The organism is Streptomyces sennicomposti (assembly GCF_019890635.1).
In the GTDB taxonomy this organism is placed as follows: Bacteria; Actinomycetota; Actinomycetes; order Streptomycetales; family Streptomycetaceae; genus Streptomyces; species Streptomyces sennicomposti.
This window is the reverse complement of the sequence record NZ_JAIOAB010000029.1, coordinates 24104-39891: the sequence shown is the minus strand read 5'-3', so window position 1 is coordinate 39891 and position 15788 is coordinate 24104. Positions and strand designations below refer to the sequence as shown.

The following is a 15788-nucleotide window of genomic DNA, read 5'->3' as shown; positions in this document are numbered from 1 at the left end:
TCAGTGGCGTGGTGTGCAATGGATCTCGTGCCCGCACTGCAAGAACCACTGCGTCGACCGCTCAAGTCGGTGCTCGGCCCCGCCACCGCGAAGGTGATGGCCGAGCACCTCGGCCTGCACACCGTCGGCGATCTCCTCCACCACTACCCCCGCAAGTACGAGGAGCGGGGCCGGCTCACCCATCTGGCCGACCTCCCCATGGACGAGCACGTCACGGTGGTCGCCCAGGTCGCCGACGCCCGGCTGCACACGTTCGCCTCCTCCCGGGCGCCCCGCGGCAAGGGCCAGCGCCTGGAGGTGACGATCACCGACGGCAGCGGCCGGCTCCAGCTGGTCTTCTTCGGCAACGGCGTGCACAAGCCCCACAAGGACCTGCTGCCGGGCACGCGCGCGATGTTCGCGGGCAAGGTCTCCGTCTTCAACCGCAAGCTCCAACTGGCCCACCCCGCCTACGAACTGCTCCAGGGCGACGACGGGGAGAGCGTCGAGTCCTTCGCCGGCGCCCTCATCCCGCTCTACCCGGCCACCGCCAAGATGGAGTCCTGGAAGATCGCCAAGGCGGTCCAGACCGTGCTGCCGGACGCCCGGGACGCCGTGGACCCGCTGCCCGAGGCGCTGCGCGCCGGCCGCGGCCTGCTGCCCCTGCCCGAGGCCCTGCTCAAGATCCACCGCCCGCACACCAAGGCCGACATCGCCGACGCCCAGGCCCGGCTGAAGTGGGACGAGGCGTTCGTCCTCCAGGTCGCCCTGGCCCGCCGCCGCCACGCCGACGCCCAGCTGCCCGCCGTCCCGCGCGTCCCCCGCCCCGACGGCCTGCTGGCCGCCTTCGACGACCGCCTCCCCTTCACCCTCACCGAGGGCCAGCGGAAGGTCTCCCGCGAGATCTTCACCGACCTCGCCGCCGACCACCCCATGCACCGCCTGCTCCAGGGCGAGGTCGGCTCCGGGAAGACCATGGTGGCCCTGCGCGCCATGCTCGCCGTCGTCGACGCGGGCGGACAGGCCGCGATGCTCGCGCCCACCGAGGTGCTGGCCCAGCAGCACCACCGGTCGATCACCGAGATGATGGGCGAACTGGCCGAAGGGGGCATGCTCGGCGGCTCCGAGCACGCCACCAAGGTGGTGCTGCTCACCGGCTCCATGGGCGCCGCCGCCCGCCGCCAGGCCCTGCTCGACCTCGTCACCGGCGAGGCCGGCATCGTGATCGGCACCCACGCGCTGATCGAGGACAAGGTCCAGTTCCACGACCTCGGCCTGGTCGTCGTCGACGAACAGCACCGCTTCGGCGTCGAACAGCGCGACGCCCTGCGCGGCAAGGGCAAACAGCCCCCGCACCTGCTGGTCATGACCGCCACCCCCATCCCGCGCACGGTCGCGATGACCGTCTTCGGCGACCTGGAGACCTCGGTCCTCGACCAGCTCCCGGCCGGCCGCTCGCCCATCGCCAGCCATGTCGTCCCGGCCGCCGACAAGCCGCACTTCCTCGCCCGCGCCTGGGAGCGGGTGCGCGAGGAGGTCGCCAAGGGCCACCAGGCGTACGTCGTCTGCCCGCGCATCGGCGACGAGGAGGACGACCCGAAGAAGGCCGCCAAGAAGTCCCCGGACGCCGACGCGACCGCCGACCGACGCCCCCCGCTCGCCGTCCTCGACGTCGCCGACCAGCTCGCCAAGGGCCCTCTCCAGGGGCTGCGCGTGGAGGTGCTGCACGGCCGGATGGCCCCCGACGACAAGGACGCGGTCATGCGCCGCTTCGCCGCCGGGGACACCGACGTCCTGGTCGCCACCACCGTCATCGAGGTCGGCGTCAACGTCCCCAACGCCACCGTCATGGTGATCACGGACGCCGACCGCTTCGGCGTCTCCCAGCTGCACCAGCTGCGCGGCCGCGTCGGCCGCGGCTCCGCCCCCGGCCTGTGCCTGCTGGTCACCGAGATGCCCGAGGCGAGCGCGGCCCGCCAGCGGCTGAACGCGGTGGCCGCCACCCTCGACGGCTTCGAGCTGTCCCGCATCGACCTCGAACAGCGCCGGGAGGGCGACGTCCTCGGCCAGGCCCAGTCCGGCGCCCGCTCCAGCCTGCGCGTCCTCGCGGTCATCGAGGACGAGGAGATCATCGCCGAGGCGCGGGAGGAGGCGACGGCGGTGGTCGCCGCGGACCCGGAGCTGACGGGCCTGCCCGGCCTGCGCACGGCGCTGGACGCCCTGCTGGACGACGACAAGGAGCAGTACCTGGAGAAGGGGTGAGCGGCGCCGCCCCCAGGACGCGGGAGCCGCGCGCGGGCGGCGGAGCCCGCAGAGGTCCCCCAGGGACGCGGGCCACCGCCCCAGGGACGCGGGCCGCCGCGCGACCAGCCACACTGAACGGGACACCGCCCACGACCAAGGACCCCAGATGACCCGCGTGATCGCCGGCAAGGCCGGCGGACGTCGCCTAGCCGTCCCGCCGGGGACCGGCACCCGCCCCACCTCCGACCGCGCGCGCGAGGGCCTGTTCTCCACCTGGCAGTCCCTCCTCGGCGGCCCCCTCGACGGCGAACGGGTCCTGGACCTGTACGCCGGCTCCGGAGCCGTCGGCCTGGAGGCGCTCTCCCGCGGCGCCGGCCACACCCTGCTCGTCGAGGCCGACGCCCGCGCCGCGCGGATCGTCCGGGAGAACGTGAAGAGCCTCGGCCTGCCCGGCGCCGAGGTCCGGACGGGCAAAGCGGAACAGATCGTCCAGTCGCCGCCGCCCGCCGGGCCGTACGACATCGTCTTCCTCGACCCGCCCTACGCCGTCACCGACGACGATCTTCGGGAGATCCTGCTCACACTCCGCTCGCAGGGGTGGCTCGCGACGGAAGCCCTCGTCACCGTGGAGCGCAGCACCAGAGGCGGTGAATTCGGGTGGCCGGAGGGCTTCGACGCACTCCGGGCCCGTCGCTACGGCGAGGGAACGTTTTGGTACGGTCGCGCCGCCTCTACGTGCGAAGACGCACGATGACCGGACCGGAGAGCGAGGGAACTCAAGTGCGCCGTGCCGTCTGTCCCGGGTCGTTCGACCCCATCACCAACGGGCACCTCGACATCATCGCCCGCGCCTCCCGTCTGTACGACGAGGTCTACGTCGCGGTGATGATCAACCAGTCCAAGAAGGGCCTGTTCGAGATCGACGAGCGGATCGAGCTGATCCGCGACGTCACCTCCGAGTACGGCAACGTCCGCGTCGAGGCCTTCCACGGCCTCCTCGTCGACTTCTGCAAGCAGCGCGACATCCCCGCCATCGTCAAGGGCCTGCGCGCCGTCAGCGACTTCGACTACGAGCTGCAGATGGCCCAGATGAACAACGGCCTCTCCGGCGTCGAGACGCTGTTCGTGCCCACCAACCCCACCTACAGCTTCCTGTCCTCCTCCCTGGTCAAGGAGGTCGCGACCTGGGGCGGCGACGTCTCCCACCTGGTGCCCCCGCAGGTCCTGGCGGCCCTGTCCGCCCGGCTCAGGAAGGACTGAGCCGCTGACGTGCCGTCACCCGGTGTCCGGCGGCCGCGCCGTGGTCGTACAGTCGTCCCGTCCGGAACAGCGCATCGGTAGGGAGTAGGCGAGCACACCGTGGACGTGCAGAAGAAGCTCGACGAGATCGTGGCCACGGTCTCGGGCGCCCGTTCCATGCCCATGTCGGCGTCCTGCGTGGTCAACCGCGCCGAGCTGCTCGCGCTGCTCGAAGAGGTCCGCCAGGCGCTGCCCGGCTCGCTCGCGCAGGCCCGGGAACTGATCGGCGACCGCGAACAGATGGTCGAGGAGGCCCGCCGCGAGGCCGAACGGATCATCGAGACCGCGCACGCCGAGCGCGGCTCCCTGGTCTCCGGCACCGAGATCGCCCGCCGCTCCCAGGCCGAGGCCGACCGCATCCTCGCCGAGGCCCGCCAGGAGGCCGAGGAGATCCGCGCCGAGGCCGACGACTACGTCGACTCCAAGCTGGCCAACTTCGAGGTCGTCCTCACCAAGACCCTCGGCTCGGTCGGCCGCGGCCGCGAGAAGCTGCTCGGCACCGGCCCCGGCCTCGACGAGAACGGCTACGAGGACGAGGACGCCCCCGAGCGCAGCCACGACCCGGAGACCCTGCGGCGCGACGCCGACCAGTACGTCGACGCCAAGCTCGGCGCCTTCGAGGCGGTCCTCGCCAAGACCCTGGAGGCCGTCGGCCGCGGCCGGCAGAAGCTGCACGGCCGGATCGCCACCGACGAGCTCGGCGCGCTGGCCGACGACACCAGCACCGTCCAGCACTCCAGCGACGCCGACTACCTGGCCGGCCTCGCCGACCTCTCGGACGCCCCCTCGCCTCGCACCGCCGCCGCCCCGGCCCCCGAGCGCCCGGCCGCCCCGCCCCAGCCGCAGTACGAGCCCCAGCCCGCCTACGGCTACCAGCAGCCGGGGCAGAGCGACCCGTACGGCTACCAGGGCTACGACCCCCAGCAGGACCCGTACGGCTACCAGCAGTCCCAGCAGCCCGACCCCTACGCCGCCACCGGCTACGGGACGGCGGCCGGCGACCCGTACCAGGGCTACGACACCGGGCAGCAGCCCGGGTACGACCCGAACCAGGCCCAGCACGCCCAGCAGAGCCACGACGGACAGCAGGACCACCAGGCGCAGCAGCCCCAGCACTCCCAGCCGGGCTACGCGCTCGACGAGACCAGCCTCTTCGACACCAGCATGATCAGCGCCGAACAGCTGCGGGCGTACGAACAGGGCCGCGGGCTGTAAGCCACCAGGGGGCGCGCACCGGGCGCACGCGGCTTGCAGACGGGCCGCGCACACCGCCCGCGCGCCCGCCGGACACGGGCGCCGCACGGCCGGCCGGGGCCGGATTGGGACGAGAGCGAAAGGTCCAGTATCCTGGCTCTTCGGTCGCGTGTACGTCCGCGATCCGCGCTGCCCGGGAGACACCGACCCAGGCCGCGTCCCTCCTAGCTCGGAAACCGAAAGCAGGAATGGCTCACAACGCCCGCCTCGACCACCGCGACCCTCTCGTGTTCGACACACATGAGCTGGGGCGGCGTCCTGGTGCGCTGCAGCGCCTGACCCGCACGGTCCCGGCCCCCCGGGACCTCGGTATCCAGTCCGTGATCGCGGTGCCGGAAGGCGCCCCCGTCGAGCTGGACATCCGGCTCGAGTCGGTCATGGAAGGGGTGCTCGTCACAGGCACCGCCCGTGCACGGGCCGAGGGGGAGTGCGTAAGGTGTCTGGAGCCGGTCGGGCTGGAGCTCGAAGCGGACTTCCAGGAACTGTTCTCGTACCCTGACGCCGACGACCGGGGCCGTGTGATCGCGGAACCGGGCGACGACGCCGAGGACGACGAGGACAGGTTCTTCCTCGAGGACGGACTCTTCGACCTCGAACCTCTGCTGCGCGATGCGGTGGTGCTCGCACTGCCGATGCAGCCGGTGTGCCAGGACGACTGTCCGGGCCTGTGCTCCGAGTGCGGAGCGCGGCTCGCGGACGACCCGGACCACCACCACGACGCCGTCGACATCCGTTGGGCGGCTTTGCAGGGACTCGCCGGTTCACTCGAAGACGGCGAGAAGGACGAGATGAGCGGCGACGCGACTCGATCAGCGCGCGTCGACGAGAAGCAGGAGAAGTAGCCGTGGCTGTTCCGAAGCGGAAGATGTCGCGCAGCAACACGCGCCACCGCCGGTCGCAGTGGAAGGCTGCGGTCCCCACCCTGGTGGCGTGCGAGCGCTGCCACGAGCCCAAGCTGCAGCACATCGCGTGCCCGTCTTGCGGCACCTACAACAAGCGCCAGGTCCTCGAGGTCTGAGCGGCTGGTGAGAGGCACCGTGTCCACGGCGAAGAAGAACTCTCCCCGCGCTGCCGGGAGTGGCCCATCGGACAACACCGCCTCGTCCCACACGCTTCTGGAAGGGCGGCTCGGCTACCGGCTCGAGTCCGCCCTTCTGGTGCGTGCGCTGACCCACCGTTCCTACGCGTACGAGAACGGCGGCCTGCCGACGAACGAGCGGCTGGAGTTCCTCGGTGACTCCGTCCTCGGTCTCGTCGTCACGGACACGCTGTACCGCACCCACCCCGACCTGCCCGAAGGCCAGCTGGCCAAGTTGCGGGCCGCGGTGGTCAACTCGCGTGCGCTGGCGGAAGTGGGCCGCGGCCTCGACCTGGGCGCCTTCATCCGGCTCGGCCGCGGTGAAGAGGGCACGGGCGGCCGGGACAAGGCGTCCATCCTCGCCGACACCCTTGAAGCGGTGATCGGCGCGGTCTATCTCGACCAGGGCCTCGACGCGGCCTCCGAACTGGTGCACCGCCTGTTCGACCCGCTGATCGAGAAGTCCTCGAACCTCGGAGCCGGCCTGGACTGGAAGACGTCCCTCCAGGAGCTCACCGCGACCGAAGGGCTCGGCGTCCCCGAGTACCTGGTCACGGAGACCGGCCCCGACCACGAGAAGACCTTCACTGCTGCCGCCCGCGTCGGAGGCGTCTCGTACGGCACCGGCACCGGCCGCAGCAAGAAGGAGGCGGAGCAGCAGGCCGCCGAGTCCGCCTGGCGGGCCATCAAGGCCGCTGCGGACGAACGCGCCAAGGCGGCCGAGTCCGCCGCCGGCGACAACGGCGCCGACCAGGCGCCGGCCTCCGCCTGACGCCGTCCGCCCGGCACCGTCCGGCGCGGCACGGCGACCGCCACGGCCCTGCGGCCGTAGCGGCGAGCACGTTCCGAGCGCCCGTCCCGCACCCGGGGCGGGCGCTCGGCGCATGCCCCATCAAGTCCACAGGTCGAACAAATCCACAGATCGAGCGAGTCCACAGGTCGAGCAGATCGACAGGTCGAGTCAGTGCGGGGGAGTCATGCCCGAGTTGCCCGAGGTCGAGGTCGTACGGCGCGGACTGGAGCGGTGGGTCGCCCAGCGGACCGTCGCCGAGGTCGCGGTGCTGCACCCGCGCGCCGTGCGCCGGCACCTGGCCGGCCCGGACGACTTCGCGCGCCGCCTCATCGGCCACCGCGTCGGCACGCCCAGCCGCCGCGGCAAGTACCTGTGGCTGCCGCTGGCCGACAGCGACCAGGCGATCCTCGCCCACCTCGGCATGAGCGGCCAGCTCCTGGTCCAGCCGCGGGAGGCGGCCGCCGAGAAGCACCTGCGCATCCGCGTCCGCTTCGCCGACGAGGACGGCACCGAACTCCGCTTCGTCGACCAGCGCACCTTCGGCGGCCTCTCGCTGCACGAGACCGGGCCCGACGGGCTGCCCGACGTCATCGCGCACATCGCCCGCGACCCCCTCGACCCGCTGTTCGACGACGAGGCCTTCCACCGGGCGCTGCGCCGCAAGCGCACCACCATCAAGCGCGCCCTGCTCGACCAGTCGCTGATCAGCGGCGTCGGCAACATCTACGCCGACGAGGCGCTGTGGCGGGCGCGGCTGCACTACGAGCGTCCGACCGCCACCCTCACCCGCCCCCGCACCGCCGAACTCCTCGGCCACGTCCGGGACGTGATGAACGAGGCCCTCGCCGTCGGCGGCACCAGCTTCGACAGCCTGTACGTCAACGTCAACGGCGAGTCCGGCTACTTCGACCGCTCGCTCGACGCCTACGGCCGCGAGGGCCTGCCCTGCCGCCGCTGCGCCACCCCGATGCGCCGCCGCCCCTGGATGAACCGCTCCAGCCACTACTGCCCGAAGTGCCAGCCCACGCCCCGCCTCCGCCCGGCGGCGGGCGGCCGGGTCTGAGGTGCGGACGGGGCCCGGACCCCGCGGCGAGGCGCGGGCCGCGCGAGCGGGGCGCGGGCCTCGCGGTCGCCAGGCCCGGACTGCGCGGTCGTCGTGCCCGAGCCGCGTAGCCGTCGGGACAGAGCCGCGTAGTCGTCAGGCCCGGCGGGCGTCGTAGCGCTCGCGGGCGGCCAGCACCTCGTCCATCCGGCCCTCCACGCAGTGGATGAGGGCCAGCAGCCGCTCGGCCACCGCGTGCCCGAGCGGGGTCAGCTCGTAGTCGACGCGCGGCGGGTTCGTCGGCCGCGCCTCACGGTGCACCAGGCCGTCCCGCTCCAGCGCCTGAAGCGTCTGCGACAGCATCTTCTCGCTCACGCCGTCGACGCGGCGGCGCAACTCGTTGAACCGCAGCGAGCCCTCGTGCAGCGCCCCGACGGTCAGCGCGCCCCAGCGCCCGGTGACGTGCTCCAGCGTCCCGCGCGAGGGGCACGCCTTGGCGAACACGTCGTAGGGGAGGTCCGGCGCCTCGATGCGTTCCTGCGTGCCGCTCATACGAGCAGCGTACGCGAGCACAGCGCTCACCGACAGACAGCGCTCACCGAACGACAGCGTTCCCGACGACCGACGGCCTTCATCAGCCGACCGGCCTGAGCGGCGACCGGCCTTCAGCAGCCGACCGGCCTCGGCCTCGGTGACCGAAGCCCGGCCAGGGTGACCGAAGCCCCGCCTCAGTGATCGAAGCCCCGCCTCAGTACCCGAAGAAGTGCCGGGTCGGTCCGCTGACCTGGGGCCTTGTAGACGATCAACGCTGCGACCTGCGACTTAGCCGTCGGTGGTTGTCAGCGTTGGTCGTCGTTGTGCGGCCTCGGACGGCCCGGGGACGGCCCGGCGGGCTTGGGCGAGCGGTTCGGGCTCAGATCCTCCTCAGATCTCACATGCGTGTCCAGGGCTCGCCGTACCTTCAGGGCATGACGGCATGGTGGATGGCCTTGATTCAGTTCGGATCAAGCGGAGCGCTCGGAGCTACCGGCGTTGTCGTGGGTCAGCGTGTGCTTGCTCGACGTGATGACGCTCGTTGGGTGCGCGAGATTGAGAGGGAACAGCAGCGCTGGGAGCGAGAGGATCGGCATCGCTGGGCCAGCGAGAGGCAGAGGGTGTTCACCGAGTATCTGGGCCTCGTCAGCACCTGGCGTCCCTACGTGAGGCACCTTCGCTACTCTCCGGAGATCCCTCCAGCGGCGGCCCCAGACGTCCAAGCCTTCACGCGCGATGCCGAACGGCTCATCGCCGAGATGGAGCTGCTTGGGTCGCGGAAGGTCGCTGCCGACGCTCGGGGAGTGTGGATGTGGTTCGGGGCCTCCAGCGTGTGCCTGCCTGATCAGCAGCGGTCTGAGGAGAATAAGGACAGCTTTGCGCAAGGGCTTGAGAACGCCTACCGAGATCTTCTAAGTGCCATGCGGGATGATCTGGGAATCGTAGGTGGCGATCTATCCGGCCAACCCAAAGAGCTGGTTCAGAGTCCGGACTAGGTCGGCGGAGCGGCTTTGGGCTGGAGCTGCTTTGGGGCGAGTGATCATGGCCCCGTAAGCTTGCGGCGCGTCGGGCAGTCTGTGGACCTGCCCGGTAAAGCACGACGTTGGGGCCATGATCTTAGAGGCTCGCCCCAAAGTGGCTGCCTAAAGCCGTGGAGCCGACCGCCCCAGCCACGACGTGTTCTGACCTCATGCCGCCGGCCAACCCTCACCAGGGCGCGCGTCGGCGCAGCCCGCGCGGAGCGGGCCGAAGGCAGGAGCGGCGCGCGGAGCGGAGCCGGGAAGCGCGCCCGGCGGAGCGGAGCGCAGCCGGGGCTTGATGAGGTAGAGAAACCTGTAACCGCTACCTGGCGAGTGGCGCGGGGGCAGGCGTCTGGTCTGCGAAGCCGTGATCGGCAGGCTGTGCCTCTCTTTGGGCGAGCCACCCTGAGACACGCGGGCCTCCGTTAACGGCGCTGCCTTCACGGACGGTCCGAACATGCTGGAACCCATGGCGCAGGTAGTAGCGCTGTAGGGCCTCATTGGTCGTCCATGCGTCAAGGCGTAGCCACTTGGCCGATGACCGGAACGCTCGGTCTCCTGCCCAGTCAAGAAGTCGGCCGCCGAGGTTCTGGCCGGCGTACAGGCGGGACACCGTCAGCTTGTTGATGAACATCGACGGCTCGGACAGTTCCTCCTCGGACCACAACCCTTCCTCCGCCTCTGGCGTGAGAGTGATCGTGGCGGCAGTCGTCTCCCCGTCTCGCACCATGAACACCGTCCCGGCCTCGATTGTGGCCATGAGGCGATCCGCGGGATAGGGGCGGCTCCACTGGTCGCTTCCCAACTCACTGATCCAAGAGGCTGCCTCTTCGCGGAACGCCAGGAGTGCGGTCAGATCGTCCGGGACGGCGGGGGTGATTATCACTGGGACTCGTTCTCGTCTCGGGCCGAGAGATCGCCGATCTCGTAGTTCATGCGGTTCAGGTCGCCTCGCAGGGTAGTGATCGTGCACCGTATGGGCTTCTCCGTCGAGTAGCCAGTGCGTGTCCACAGCAAGACAGGTACGCCGGGAGCGATGTCCAGGAGACGGGCCTCCTCTGGCGTCGGCATCCTCGTAGCGATCTCGTCTGCGTACCCGACCTGCTCGATGCCAAGGCTTGTCAGGTATCGCGTGGTGCCTTCAGCAATGTCGCCCGGCTCGGTGAGTCGCGGCGCCTGCTCGATCAGCCATTCCGGGTAGTGCGTGGCCTGAGTGGACCACGGCACGTCATCAACGAACCGGTGACAGAACCGTAGGACCGTCCTTGATCCGGCATCGACCTTCAGTCGCTGAGCTACGTATTCAGGCGCGGTGGTCAGCTCGACCCGAAAGGTCTGATGCGGCCGGCGGCCAGCGTTCGTAACGTCCGTCGAGTAGGCGTCACCGTTCTGAGGAAACGTCAGGTTCTCGAAGCGAGAGGCGTTCAGCTCGAACACCTCGTGCTTCCGGACCGCGTACCCAAGACCCTGGCTGGACGAGATCAGCCCTTGGCTCACCAGCACATTCAGACCTGATCGAACCGTGTTCCTGGAAGCGTCGAAGCGTGCCATCAGGTCGCTCTCCGAGGGCAGCCGCGCACCTGGCTCGTACGTCCCGCTGTCGATGTCGCGGCGCAGGGCGTCCGCCACCTGTTGGTACTTCGGCTGCTTGCTCATACCCCCATCATGACGCACCCGGTCAACTTGTTGGTACATGTAGCGCCGATTCTCTTGACGTCGGCCGCATCACACTGCAAGCTGAGCTTGTACCAACAAGTTGAGCAAGGGGGTCAATTCCCTTGCTCAGGGGTGGTGTTCAACCGTCAAGAAGATCAGCCGCCCCGACACCTCGAAGGAAAGGACAGGACATGTTCAAGAGGGACCAGGGGGAGCGGGACGCGAGGAAGCGGGACCGGGCAGCGGTCAAGGCCCATCTCCAGCACCCGACCTACCCGTACAACCCCGACTACGCGCCGGACAAGGGCGACTCCCCCGACAAGGAGATGCTGCCCGCGCCGAAGTTCGAGTCCCGGCGCTACCGCCGCCGCTACGGCCAGTAACAGTCCGATCCGCGCCCGGGGGCGGCGCTCAACCGCCAAGAAGATCCGCCGCCCCCGGCTCCCTCGAAGGGAACCTCCATCATGCCTGCTTCCCCCCTCCGTGTGCGCGTTTCCCTCCAGCGGGCGTGCCCGGCTTGCGGTGTCACGGACTGCGCCGATCCGGCCGAGTGCCTGAACTTCCTCGTCTCCCGGCCGTGGGCCGACTGCGACCGGTGCGCCGGTTCCGGCTGGGCGGGCGACAGCGACCCGACCGGCATCTTCTGCGGCTCCTGCGCGGGCTCCGGACTCACCGAGCACACATCCGCCTCCGTCCGCCTGACCTCGATCAGCGAGAGCGCCAGGGAGCGGCACGCCGCCTACGTCGCCCGCCTCGCCCGGCTCGTTCCCCCGGCTGCGCTGGCGGTGGCCGCGTGAGCCTGTTCCCTGTTCCTCCGGAGGTCGTGGCCGGTGTCGCGGCCTCCCTGGGCACCGACCCCCTGACCCTGGCGGACCTGCTGCGGGTGGCGAACTCGCCGGGCTTCGACCGCTGGCAGGAACAGGTACGCCGTACCGGCGGCTGCTCCCACCCGATCCGGCTGACGGGCCAGACGGTCACCCGCGACGCGGCGACCGGGGACGTGCTCTACTCCTACAGCACCGAGACCGAGCCGGGCGGCATGCTCCGCGTCGCCTGCGGCAACCGGCGGGCCTCCCGCTGCCCGGCCTGCGCCTGGACGTATGCCGGGGACACCTACCACCTGATCCGCGCCGGGATCACCGGCGACGAACGCAAGGACGTGCCCGCCACCGTGCGGGACCACCCCCGCGTCTTCGCAACCCTCACCGCACCGTCCTTCGGCCCCGTCCACAACCGGCCAGACACCGGCCGCTGCCGCTGCGGCACCCAGCACACCGAGGACGACCCGGTACTCGGCACGGCCCTGGACCCGGAGCGCTACGACTACGCGGGCGCGGTGCTGTGGAACAACTTCGCCGGGGACCTGTGGCGCCGCTTCACCATCTACCTGCGCCGGGAGATCGCCGCCCGCGCCGGCCTCACGCAGTCGGCATTACGCGAGGTGTGCAAGGTCGCCTTCGGCAAGGTCGCCGAGTTCCAGAAACGCGGCTCGGTGCACTTCCACGCGGTGGTCCGCCTCGACGGTCCAGACGGCCCCGACACACCTCCGCCGGCGTGGGCCACCATCGCCCTCCTGGATGACGCGATCCGGGCGGCCGCCGCTCGCGTGTCCGTGCCCGTTCCGGCCTCCGCCGGCCACCCCGCCCGCACCCTGCGCTGGGGCTCCCAGGTCGACGTGCAAGCCATCGGCGCACTGGGCCGCGAGGAACTGACCGAACAGGCCGTGGCCTCCTACGTCGCCAAGTACGCCACCAAAGCCGCCGAGACCACCGGCACCATCGACCGCCGCATCGGGGAACCGGCCGAACTGGACAAGCTCCCCCTGCCCGACCACACCCGGCGGCTCATCGAAGCGTGCTGGGTCCTCGATGACGCCTACCCGGACCGGCTGCTGTGGCGCTGGGCTCACATGCTCGGCTTCCGCGGCCACTTCTCCACCAAGTCCCGCCGCTACTCCACCACCCTCGGCGCGCTGCGCCAGGTCCGCGCCGACTACCGCGCCCGGCAGGAACGCCGCGAACGCGGGCTCTCCGAAGACCTCGACGACACGGAGGGCTCCACGCTCGTCCTTGCCCACTGGACCTACGCCGGACAAGGCCACACCCCCGGCGAATCCTGGCTCGCCGCATCCATCGCCCGAGACCTGCGACTGAACCGAGACACCGCACGCGAAGCACTCGCCGACCTGGACGACATGGAGGTGTGGGCATGAAGCGCTCGCTGCCCGACCGCTACCTGACCCCGGTCGACCTGGCCGACCTCCTGGGTGTCCCGGTCGAAACCGTCTACCAGTGGCGCCGCAAGCAGACCGGGCCGCGAGGCTTCCGCGTCGGCCGGCATCTCCGCTTCGACCCCGAAGACGTGCGTACCTGGGTCGCCTCTCTGATGGAAAGGGCCGCCTGATGGCCGGGCACATCCAAGACCGCTGGTACAAGACCGAGACCGGGCCGGACGGCAAGCCCCGGAAAGTCAAGACTGAGCGCCACGGTGTAGGGATGCGCTACCGGGCTCGCTACGTCGGTCCGGACGGGGCCGAGAAGTCCAAGAGCTTCCCGGACAAGCAGAAGCGCAAGGCGGAACAGTGGCTGGTCAACATCGAGGCGGACATGTCGCGCGGCGACTACGTCGACCCTGACGCTGGCAAGGTCACGTTCGAGCAGTACGCCACGGAGTGGATGGCCACCCAGGTCACGGACCCTCTGACCCGAGAGTCCGTGGAAAGCCGCCTACGGCTGCACGCGATCCCGTACCTGGGCAGCCGACCGCTGGGGTCGTTCACGCCTTCCCACCTGCGGCTCTGGCTGCGGACGTTGGAGGACCGTGGGCTTTCTGCTGGGTATCGGCGCGGGATCTTCGCCCATGTCTCCACGGTTTTCACTGCTGCTGTGGAAGACCGGATCATCCGGGCCAATCCGTGCAGCGCTCGGTCTGTGCGGGCGCCGCGCCTGGAGCCTCGAAAGGTGAAGCCGTGGTCTGCTGAACAGGTCATGGCCGTGCGTTCGGCGCTGCCGGATCGCTACCAGTCGCTCGTGAACGTGGCTGCCGGGTGCGGCCTGCGTCAGGGTGAGGCTTTCGGCCTGGCCGTGGAAGATGTGGACTTCCTCGGGGGAGTGGTGCACGTCGTACGGCAGGTCAAGCTCCTACGGCTGTCCCGGCCGGTGTTCGCCCCGCCCAAGGGCGGCAAGGAGCGTGATGTTCCCCTGCCTGAGTCCGTGGCCTTCGCGCTGGCCGGCCACCTCAAGCGACACCCGGCTACGAGGATCACGCTCCCCTGGAAGACCCTCGACGGCCCGCCCGTCACGGCGTCGCTGATCTTCACCGGGTCCATGGGGCTGTCACTGGACCGGAACCGCTTCAACGACCGCGTATGGCGGCCGGCGCTTCGTGCGGCAGGCGTCGAGACCGGGCGGGACAACGGAATGCACGCGCTGCGGCACTTCTACGCCTCGGTGCTGCTGGACGCGGGGGAGAGCATCAAGGCTCTCAGCGAGTACCTGGGTCACCATGACCCAGGCTTCACGCTGAGGACGTACACGCACCTGATGCCGTCGAGCGGGACTCGGACCCGGGCCGCCGTGGATCGCGTCTTCGCCGACGAGGAACCCGCGGGCGACGGCCCGGACACGGCCCAGGAAGGTGCATAGGCGTCTGACCTGCGGGAATCTCAGTACCCGAAGTCCTGCGTCCACCAAGGCCCGCCCGTCCCGAAGTGGACGCCGACGCCGAGGGTCTTGAAGTCGCAGTTCAGGATGTTGGCACGGTGGCCGGGGCTGTTCATCCAGGCGTCCATGACCGCCGCCGCGTCGGCCTGACCGCGGGCTATGTTCTCGCCGCCGAGGCCGGTGATGCCGAGCCGGGCGGCCCGGTCCCACGGGGACGCGCCGCTGGGGTCGGTGTGGTCGAAGAAGCCCTGGTCGGCCATGGCCTCGCTGAAGTCCTCCGCCAGCGAGGCCAGCGCGCCGTCCGCCGTGACGGGGCTGCAGCCCGCCTTCGCCCGCTCCTGGTTGACCAGGCTCAGCACCTCCGCCGCGGCGGTGGCTTCCGTGGAGACCGTCGCCGGGGACCGGGTCCGCTGCCGCGGGATCTTCGTGGCGGGCGCGGCCGGCGCGGTCTCCTGCGGGGCCGCGGTGCCGGCCGGCTCGGTCGTCGGCTCGGCCGCGGGCGGCTTCGCCGGGGTGGCCGGGGCGGTGGCGGCCGGGCTCTGAGAGGCGGACGGGGCGGATGGGCTCGGCGTCGCCGAGGGCTGTGCGGCGGAGTGCGTCGGCGAGGCCGGCCGGCCCGCGCCGCGTCCGGCGCCGGGCGCTCCCGTCCGGTCGCCCGGCAGTGCGCCGCCGGACGTGCCGCCCTGCGCGCTCGCGCTGTTCGTGGGCGTGCCCGCCGCCTGCACGCTGTCGGCGCCGGTGCTGCTGTCCCCGCCCAGCCGGTAGTTCTCCAGCCCGGGCACCGCGCCGGTGGCCACCGCGACGGTGCCGAGGGCGACCGCCGCCGAGACGCCGAGCAGACCCGTGCGGACGGGGGTGGCGGCCCTCCTCCTGCGGCGGCGGCCCCGGCCGAGCGGCCCCTGCGAGGGGCTGAAGCCCTCGGGCGGGAAGCCCACCGTGTCCGTGGCGCGGGCGTAGTCGTCGTCCGTCGCGAAGAGGTACTCCTCGGCCCGCGCGTAGGCGTCGGCGTACCGCTCCGGGTTCAGATAGGGCGCGATGCCCATGCGGTCGCCGTCCGGGAACGAGTCGTAGAGGTCCCGTGAGCTGTGGCCCTGCCGGTACGAGCCGTGCGTGTCCGTCGCCCCCGTGGCACGGTCCGTGGTGGCGCGGCCGGCGTCCGAACGTCGGTGGCGTCCCATGTTCCTGGCCTTCCTCGTCCCCAGGGCCGACGCGCGCCCTGAGCCGACGC

The 15788-nt window shown here is 71.0% G+C and carries 18 protein-coding genes; 14 read left to right on the top strand and 4 right to left on the bottom strand.

Annotation, left to right across the window (positions count from 1 at the left end):
- Positions 1-18 precede the first annotated feature (18 nt).
- From recG to mutM, 8 genes are all read left to right on the top strand, one after another.
- Positions 19-2241, top strand: coding sequence for an ATP-dependent DNA helicase RecG (recG, locus tag K7787_RS17740; protein ID WP_164390728.1), 2223 nt, complete (start codon positions 19-21; stop codon positions 2239-2241).
- A 148-nt stretch (positions 2242-2389) separates the two neighbouring features.
- A complete protein-coding gene (rsmD, locus tag K7787_RS17735; protein WP_009190844.1) occupies positions 2390-2977 on the top strand; it encodes a 16S rRNA (guanine(966)-N(2))-methyltransferase RsmD in 588 nt (195 codons plus the stop codon).
- Positions 2978-3003: 26 nt separating this feature from the next.
- Complete coding sequence (gene coaD / locus K7787_RS17730) at positions 3004-3483, top strand: pantetheine-phosphate adenylyltransferase (RefSeq protein ID WP_009190845.1); 480 nt, start codon at positions 3004-3006, stop codon at positions 3481-3483.
- A gap of 99 nt (positions 3484-3582) precedes the next feature.
- Positions 3583-4737, top strand: a complete 1155-nt coding sequence (locus K7787_RS17725) for a F0F1 ATP synthase subunit B (RefSeq protein WP_223002109.1) — start codon at positions 3583-3585, stop codon at positions 4735-4737.
- Between the two features lie 227 nt (positions 4738-4964).
- Entirely contained in the window at positions 4965-5618 is a 654-nt protein-coding gene (locus K7787_RS17720) for a YceD family protein (protein ID WP_009190847.1), read from the top strand.
- 2 nt (positions 5619-5620) lie between these two features.
- Positions 5621-5794 (top strand): 50S ribosomal protein L32, encoded by a 174-nt coding sequence (rpmF, locus tag K7787_RS17715; RefSeq protein WP_007493396.1) that lies wholly within the window; start codon positions 5621-5623, stop codon positions 5792-5794.
- Positions 5795-5813: 19 nt separating this feature from the next.
- On the top strand, positions 5814-6626 hold the full coding sequence (gene rnc / locus K7787_RS17710) for a ribonuclease III (RefSeq protein ID WP_020657164.1): 813 nt from the start codon (positions 5814-5816) through the stop codon (positions 6624-6626).
- Positions 6627-6831: 205 nt separating this feature from the next.
- The gene (mutM, locus tag K7787_RS17705; RefSeq protein WP_019983173.1) at positions 6832-7710 is read left to right on the top strand and encodes a bifunctional DNA-formamidopyrimidine glycosylase/DNA-(apurinic or apyrimidinic site) lyase; all 879 of its coding nucleotides are present in this window, start codon (positions 6832-6834) and stop codon (positions 7708-7710) included.
- Positions 7711-7845: 135 nt separating this feature from the next.
- On the opposite strand, the gene K7787_RS17700 is transcribed toward mutM, so the two are convergent.
- Entirely contained in the window at positions 7846-8241 is a 396-nt protein-coding gene (locus K7787_RS17700) for a winged helix-turn-helix transcriptional regulator (protein ID WP_223002107.1), read from the bottom strand.
- A 527-nt stretch (positions 8242-8768) separates the two neighbouring features.
- Between K7787_RS17700 and K7787_RS17695 the strand changes: the two genes are divergently transcribed.
- Positions 8769-9218, top strand: a complete 450-nt coding sequence (locus K7787_RS17695; RefSeq protein ID WP_223002105.1) for a hypothetical protein — start codon at positions 8769-8771, stop codon at positions 9216-9218.
- Between the two features lie 346 nt (positions 9219-9564).
- Here the strand turns inward: K7787_RS17695 and K7787_RS17690 are convergent, their stop codons facing one another.
- Together K7787_RS17690 and K7787_RS17685 are read right to left on the bottom strand one after the other, a co-directional pair.
- A complete protein-coding gene (locus K7787_RS17690; RefSeq protein ID WP_223002103.1) occupies positions 9565-10128 on the bottom strand; it encodes a GNAT family N-acetyltransferase in 564 nt (187 codons plus the stop codon).
- Complete coding sequence (locus tag K7787_RS17685; protein ID WP_223002101.1) at positions 10125-10898, bottom strand: GntR family transcriptional regulator; 774 nt, start codon at positions 10896-10898, stop codon at positions 10125-10127. Before K7787_RS17685 ends, K7787_RS17690 begins: the two co-directional genes overlap by 4 nt.
- Positions 10899-11089: 191 nt before the next feature.
- On the opposite strand from K7787_RS17685, the gene K7787_RS17680 reads away from it, so the two are divergent.
- From K7787_RS17680 to K7787_RS17660, 5 genes are all read left to right on the top strand, one after another.
- Positions 11090-11281, top strand: coding sequence for a hypothetical protein (locus tag K7787_RS17680; protein WP_223002099.1), 192 nt, complete (start codon positions 11090-11092; stop codon positions 11279-11281).
- Between the two features lie 81 nt (positions 11282-11362).
- Entirely contained in the window at positions 11363-11695 is a 333-nt protein-coding gene (locus K7787_RS17675) for a hypothetical protein (RefSeq protein WP_223002097.1), read from the top strand.
- Positions 11692-13110 carry a replication initiator protein RepSA gene (repSA, locus tag K7787_RS17670; protein ID WP_372456654.1) on the top strand — a complete coding sequence of 473 codons (1419 nt, stop codon included), beginning with the start codon at positions 11692-11694 and terminating at the stop codon, positions 13108-13110. Before K7787_RS17675 ends, repSA begins: the two co-directional genes overlap by 4 nt.
- Positions 13107-13301 carry a helix-turn-helix transcriptional regulator gene (locus K7787_RS17665; protein WP_223002095.1) on the top strand — a complete coding sequence of 65 codons (195 nt, stop codon included), beginning with the start codon at positions 13107-13109 and terminating at the stop codon, positions 13299-13301. Before repSA ends, K7787_RS17665 begins: the two co-directional genes overlap by 4 nt.
- A complete protein-coding gene (locus K7787_RS17660; protein ID WP_223002093.1) occupies positions 13301-14542 on the top strand; it encodes a tyrosine-type recombinase/integrase in 1242 nt (413 codons plus the stop codon). Before K7787_RS17665 ends, K7787_RS17660 begins: the two co-directional genes overlap by 1 nt.
- Positions 14543-14562: 20 nt before the next feature.
- On the opposite strand, the gene K7787_RS17655 is transcribed toward K7787_RS17660, so the two are convergent.
- Complete coding sequence (locus K7787_RS17655; RefSeq protein WP_223002091.1) at positions 14563-15738, bottom strand: CAP domain-containing protein; 1176 nt, start codon at positions 15736-15738, stop codon at positions 14563-14565.
- Between the last annotated feature and the right edge of the window lie 50 nt (positions 15739-15788).

Bases quoted from the DNA above. Each gene is read 5' to 3' on its own strand.
- recG (WP_164390728.1), top strand. From the start codon at position 19: ATGGATCTCGTGCCCGCACTGCAAGAACCACTGCGTCGACCGCTCAAG.
- K7787_RS17660 (WP_223002093.1), top strand. From the start codon at position 13,301: ATGGCCGGGCACATCCAAGACCGCTGGTACAAGACCGAGACCGGGCCG.
- K7787_RS17665 (WP_223002095.1), top strand. From the start codon at position 13,107: ATGAAGCGCTCGCTGCCCGACCGCTACCTGACCCCGGTCGACCTGGCC.
- mutM (WP_019983173.1), top strand. From the start codon at position 6,832: ATGCCCGAGTTGCCCGAGGTCGAGGTCGTACGGCGCGGACTGGAGCGG.
- K7787_RS17675 (WP_223002097.1), top strand. From the start codon at position 11,363: ATGCCTGCTTCCCCCCTCCGTGTGCGCGTTTCCCTCCAGCGGGCGTGC.
- K7787_RS17680 (WP_223002099.1), top strand. From the start codon at position 11,090: ATGTTCAAGAGGGACCAGGGGGAGCGGGACGCGAGGAAGCGGGACCGG.
- K7787_RS17685 (WP_223002101.1), bottom strand. From the start codon at position 10,898: ATGAGCAAGCAGCCGAAGTACCAACAGGTGGCGGACGCCCTGCGCCGC.
- K7787_RS17655 (WP_223002091.1), bottom strand. From the start codon at position 15,738: ATGGGACGCCACCGACGTTCGGACGCCGGCCGCGCCACCACGGACCGT.
- K7787_RS17720 (WP_009190847.1), top strand. From the start codon at position 4,965: ATGGCTCACAACGCCCGCCTCGACCACCGCGACCCTCTCGTGTTCGAC.
- rsmD (WP_009190844.1), top strand. From the start codon at position 2,390: ATGACCCGCGTGATCGCCGGCAAGGCCGGCGGACGTCGCCTAGCCGTC.
- K7787_RS17700 (WP_223002107.1), bottom strand. From the start codon at position 8,241: ATGAGCGGCACGCAGGAACGCATCGAGGCGCCGGACCTCCCCTACGAC.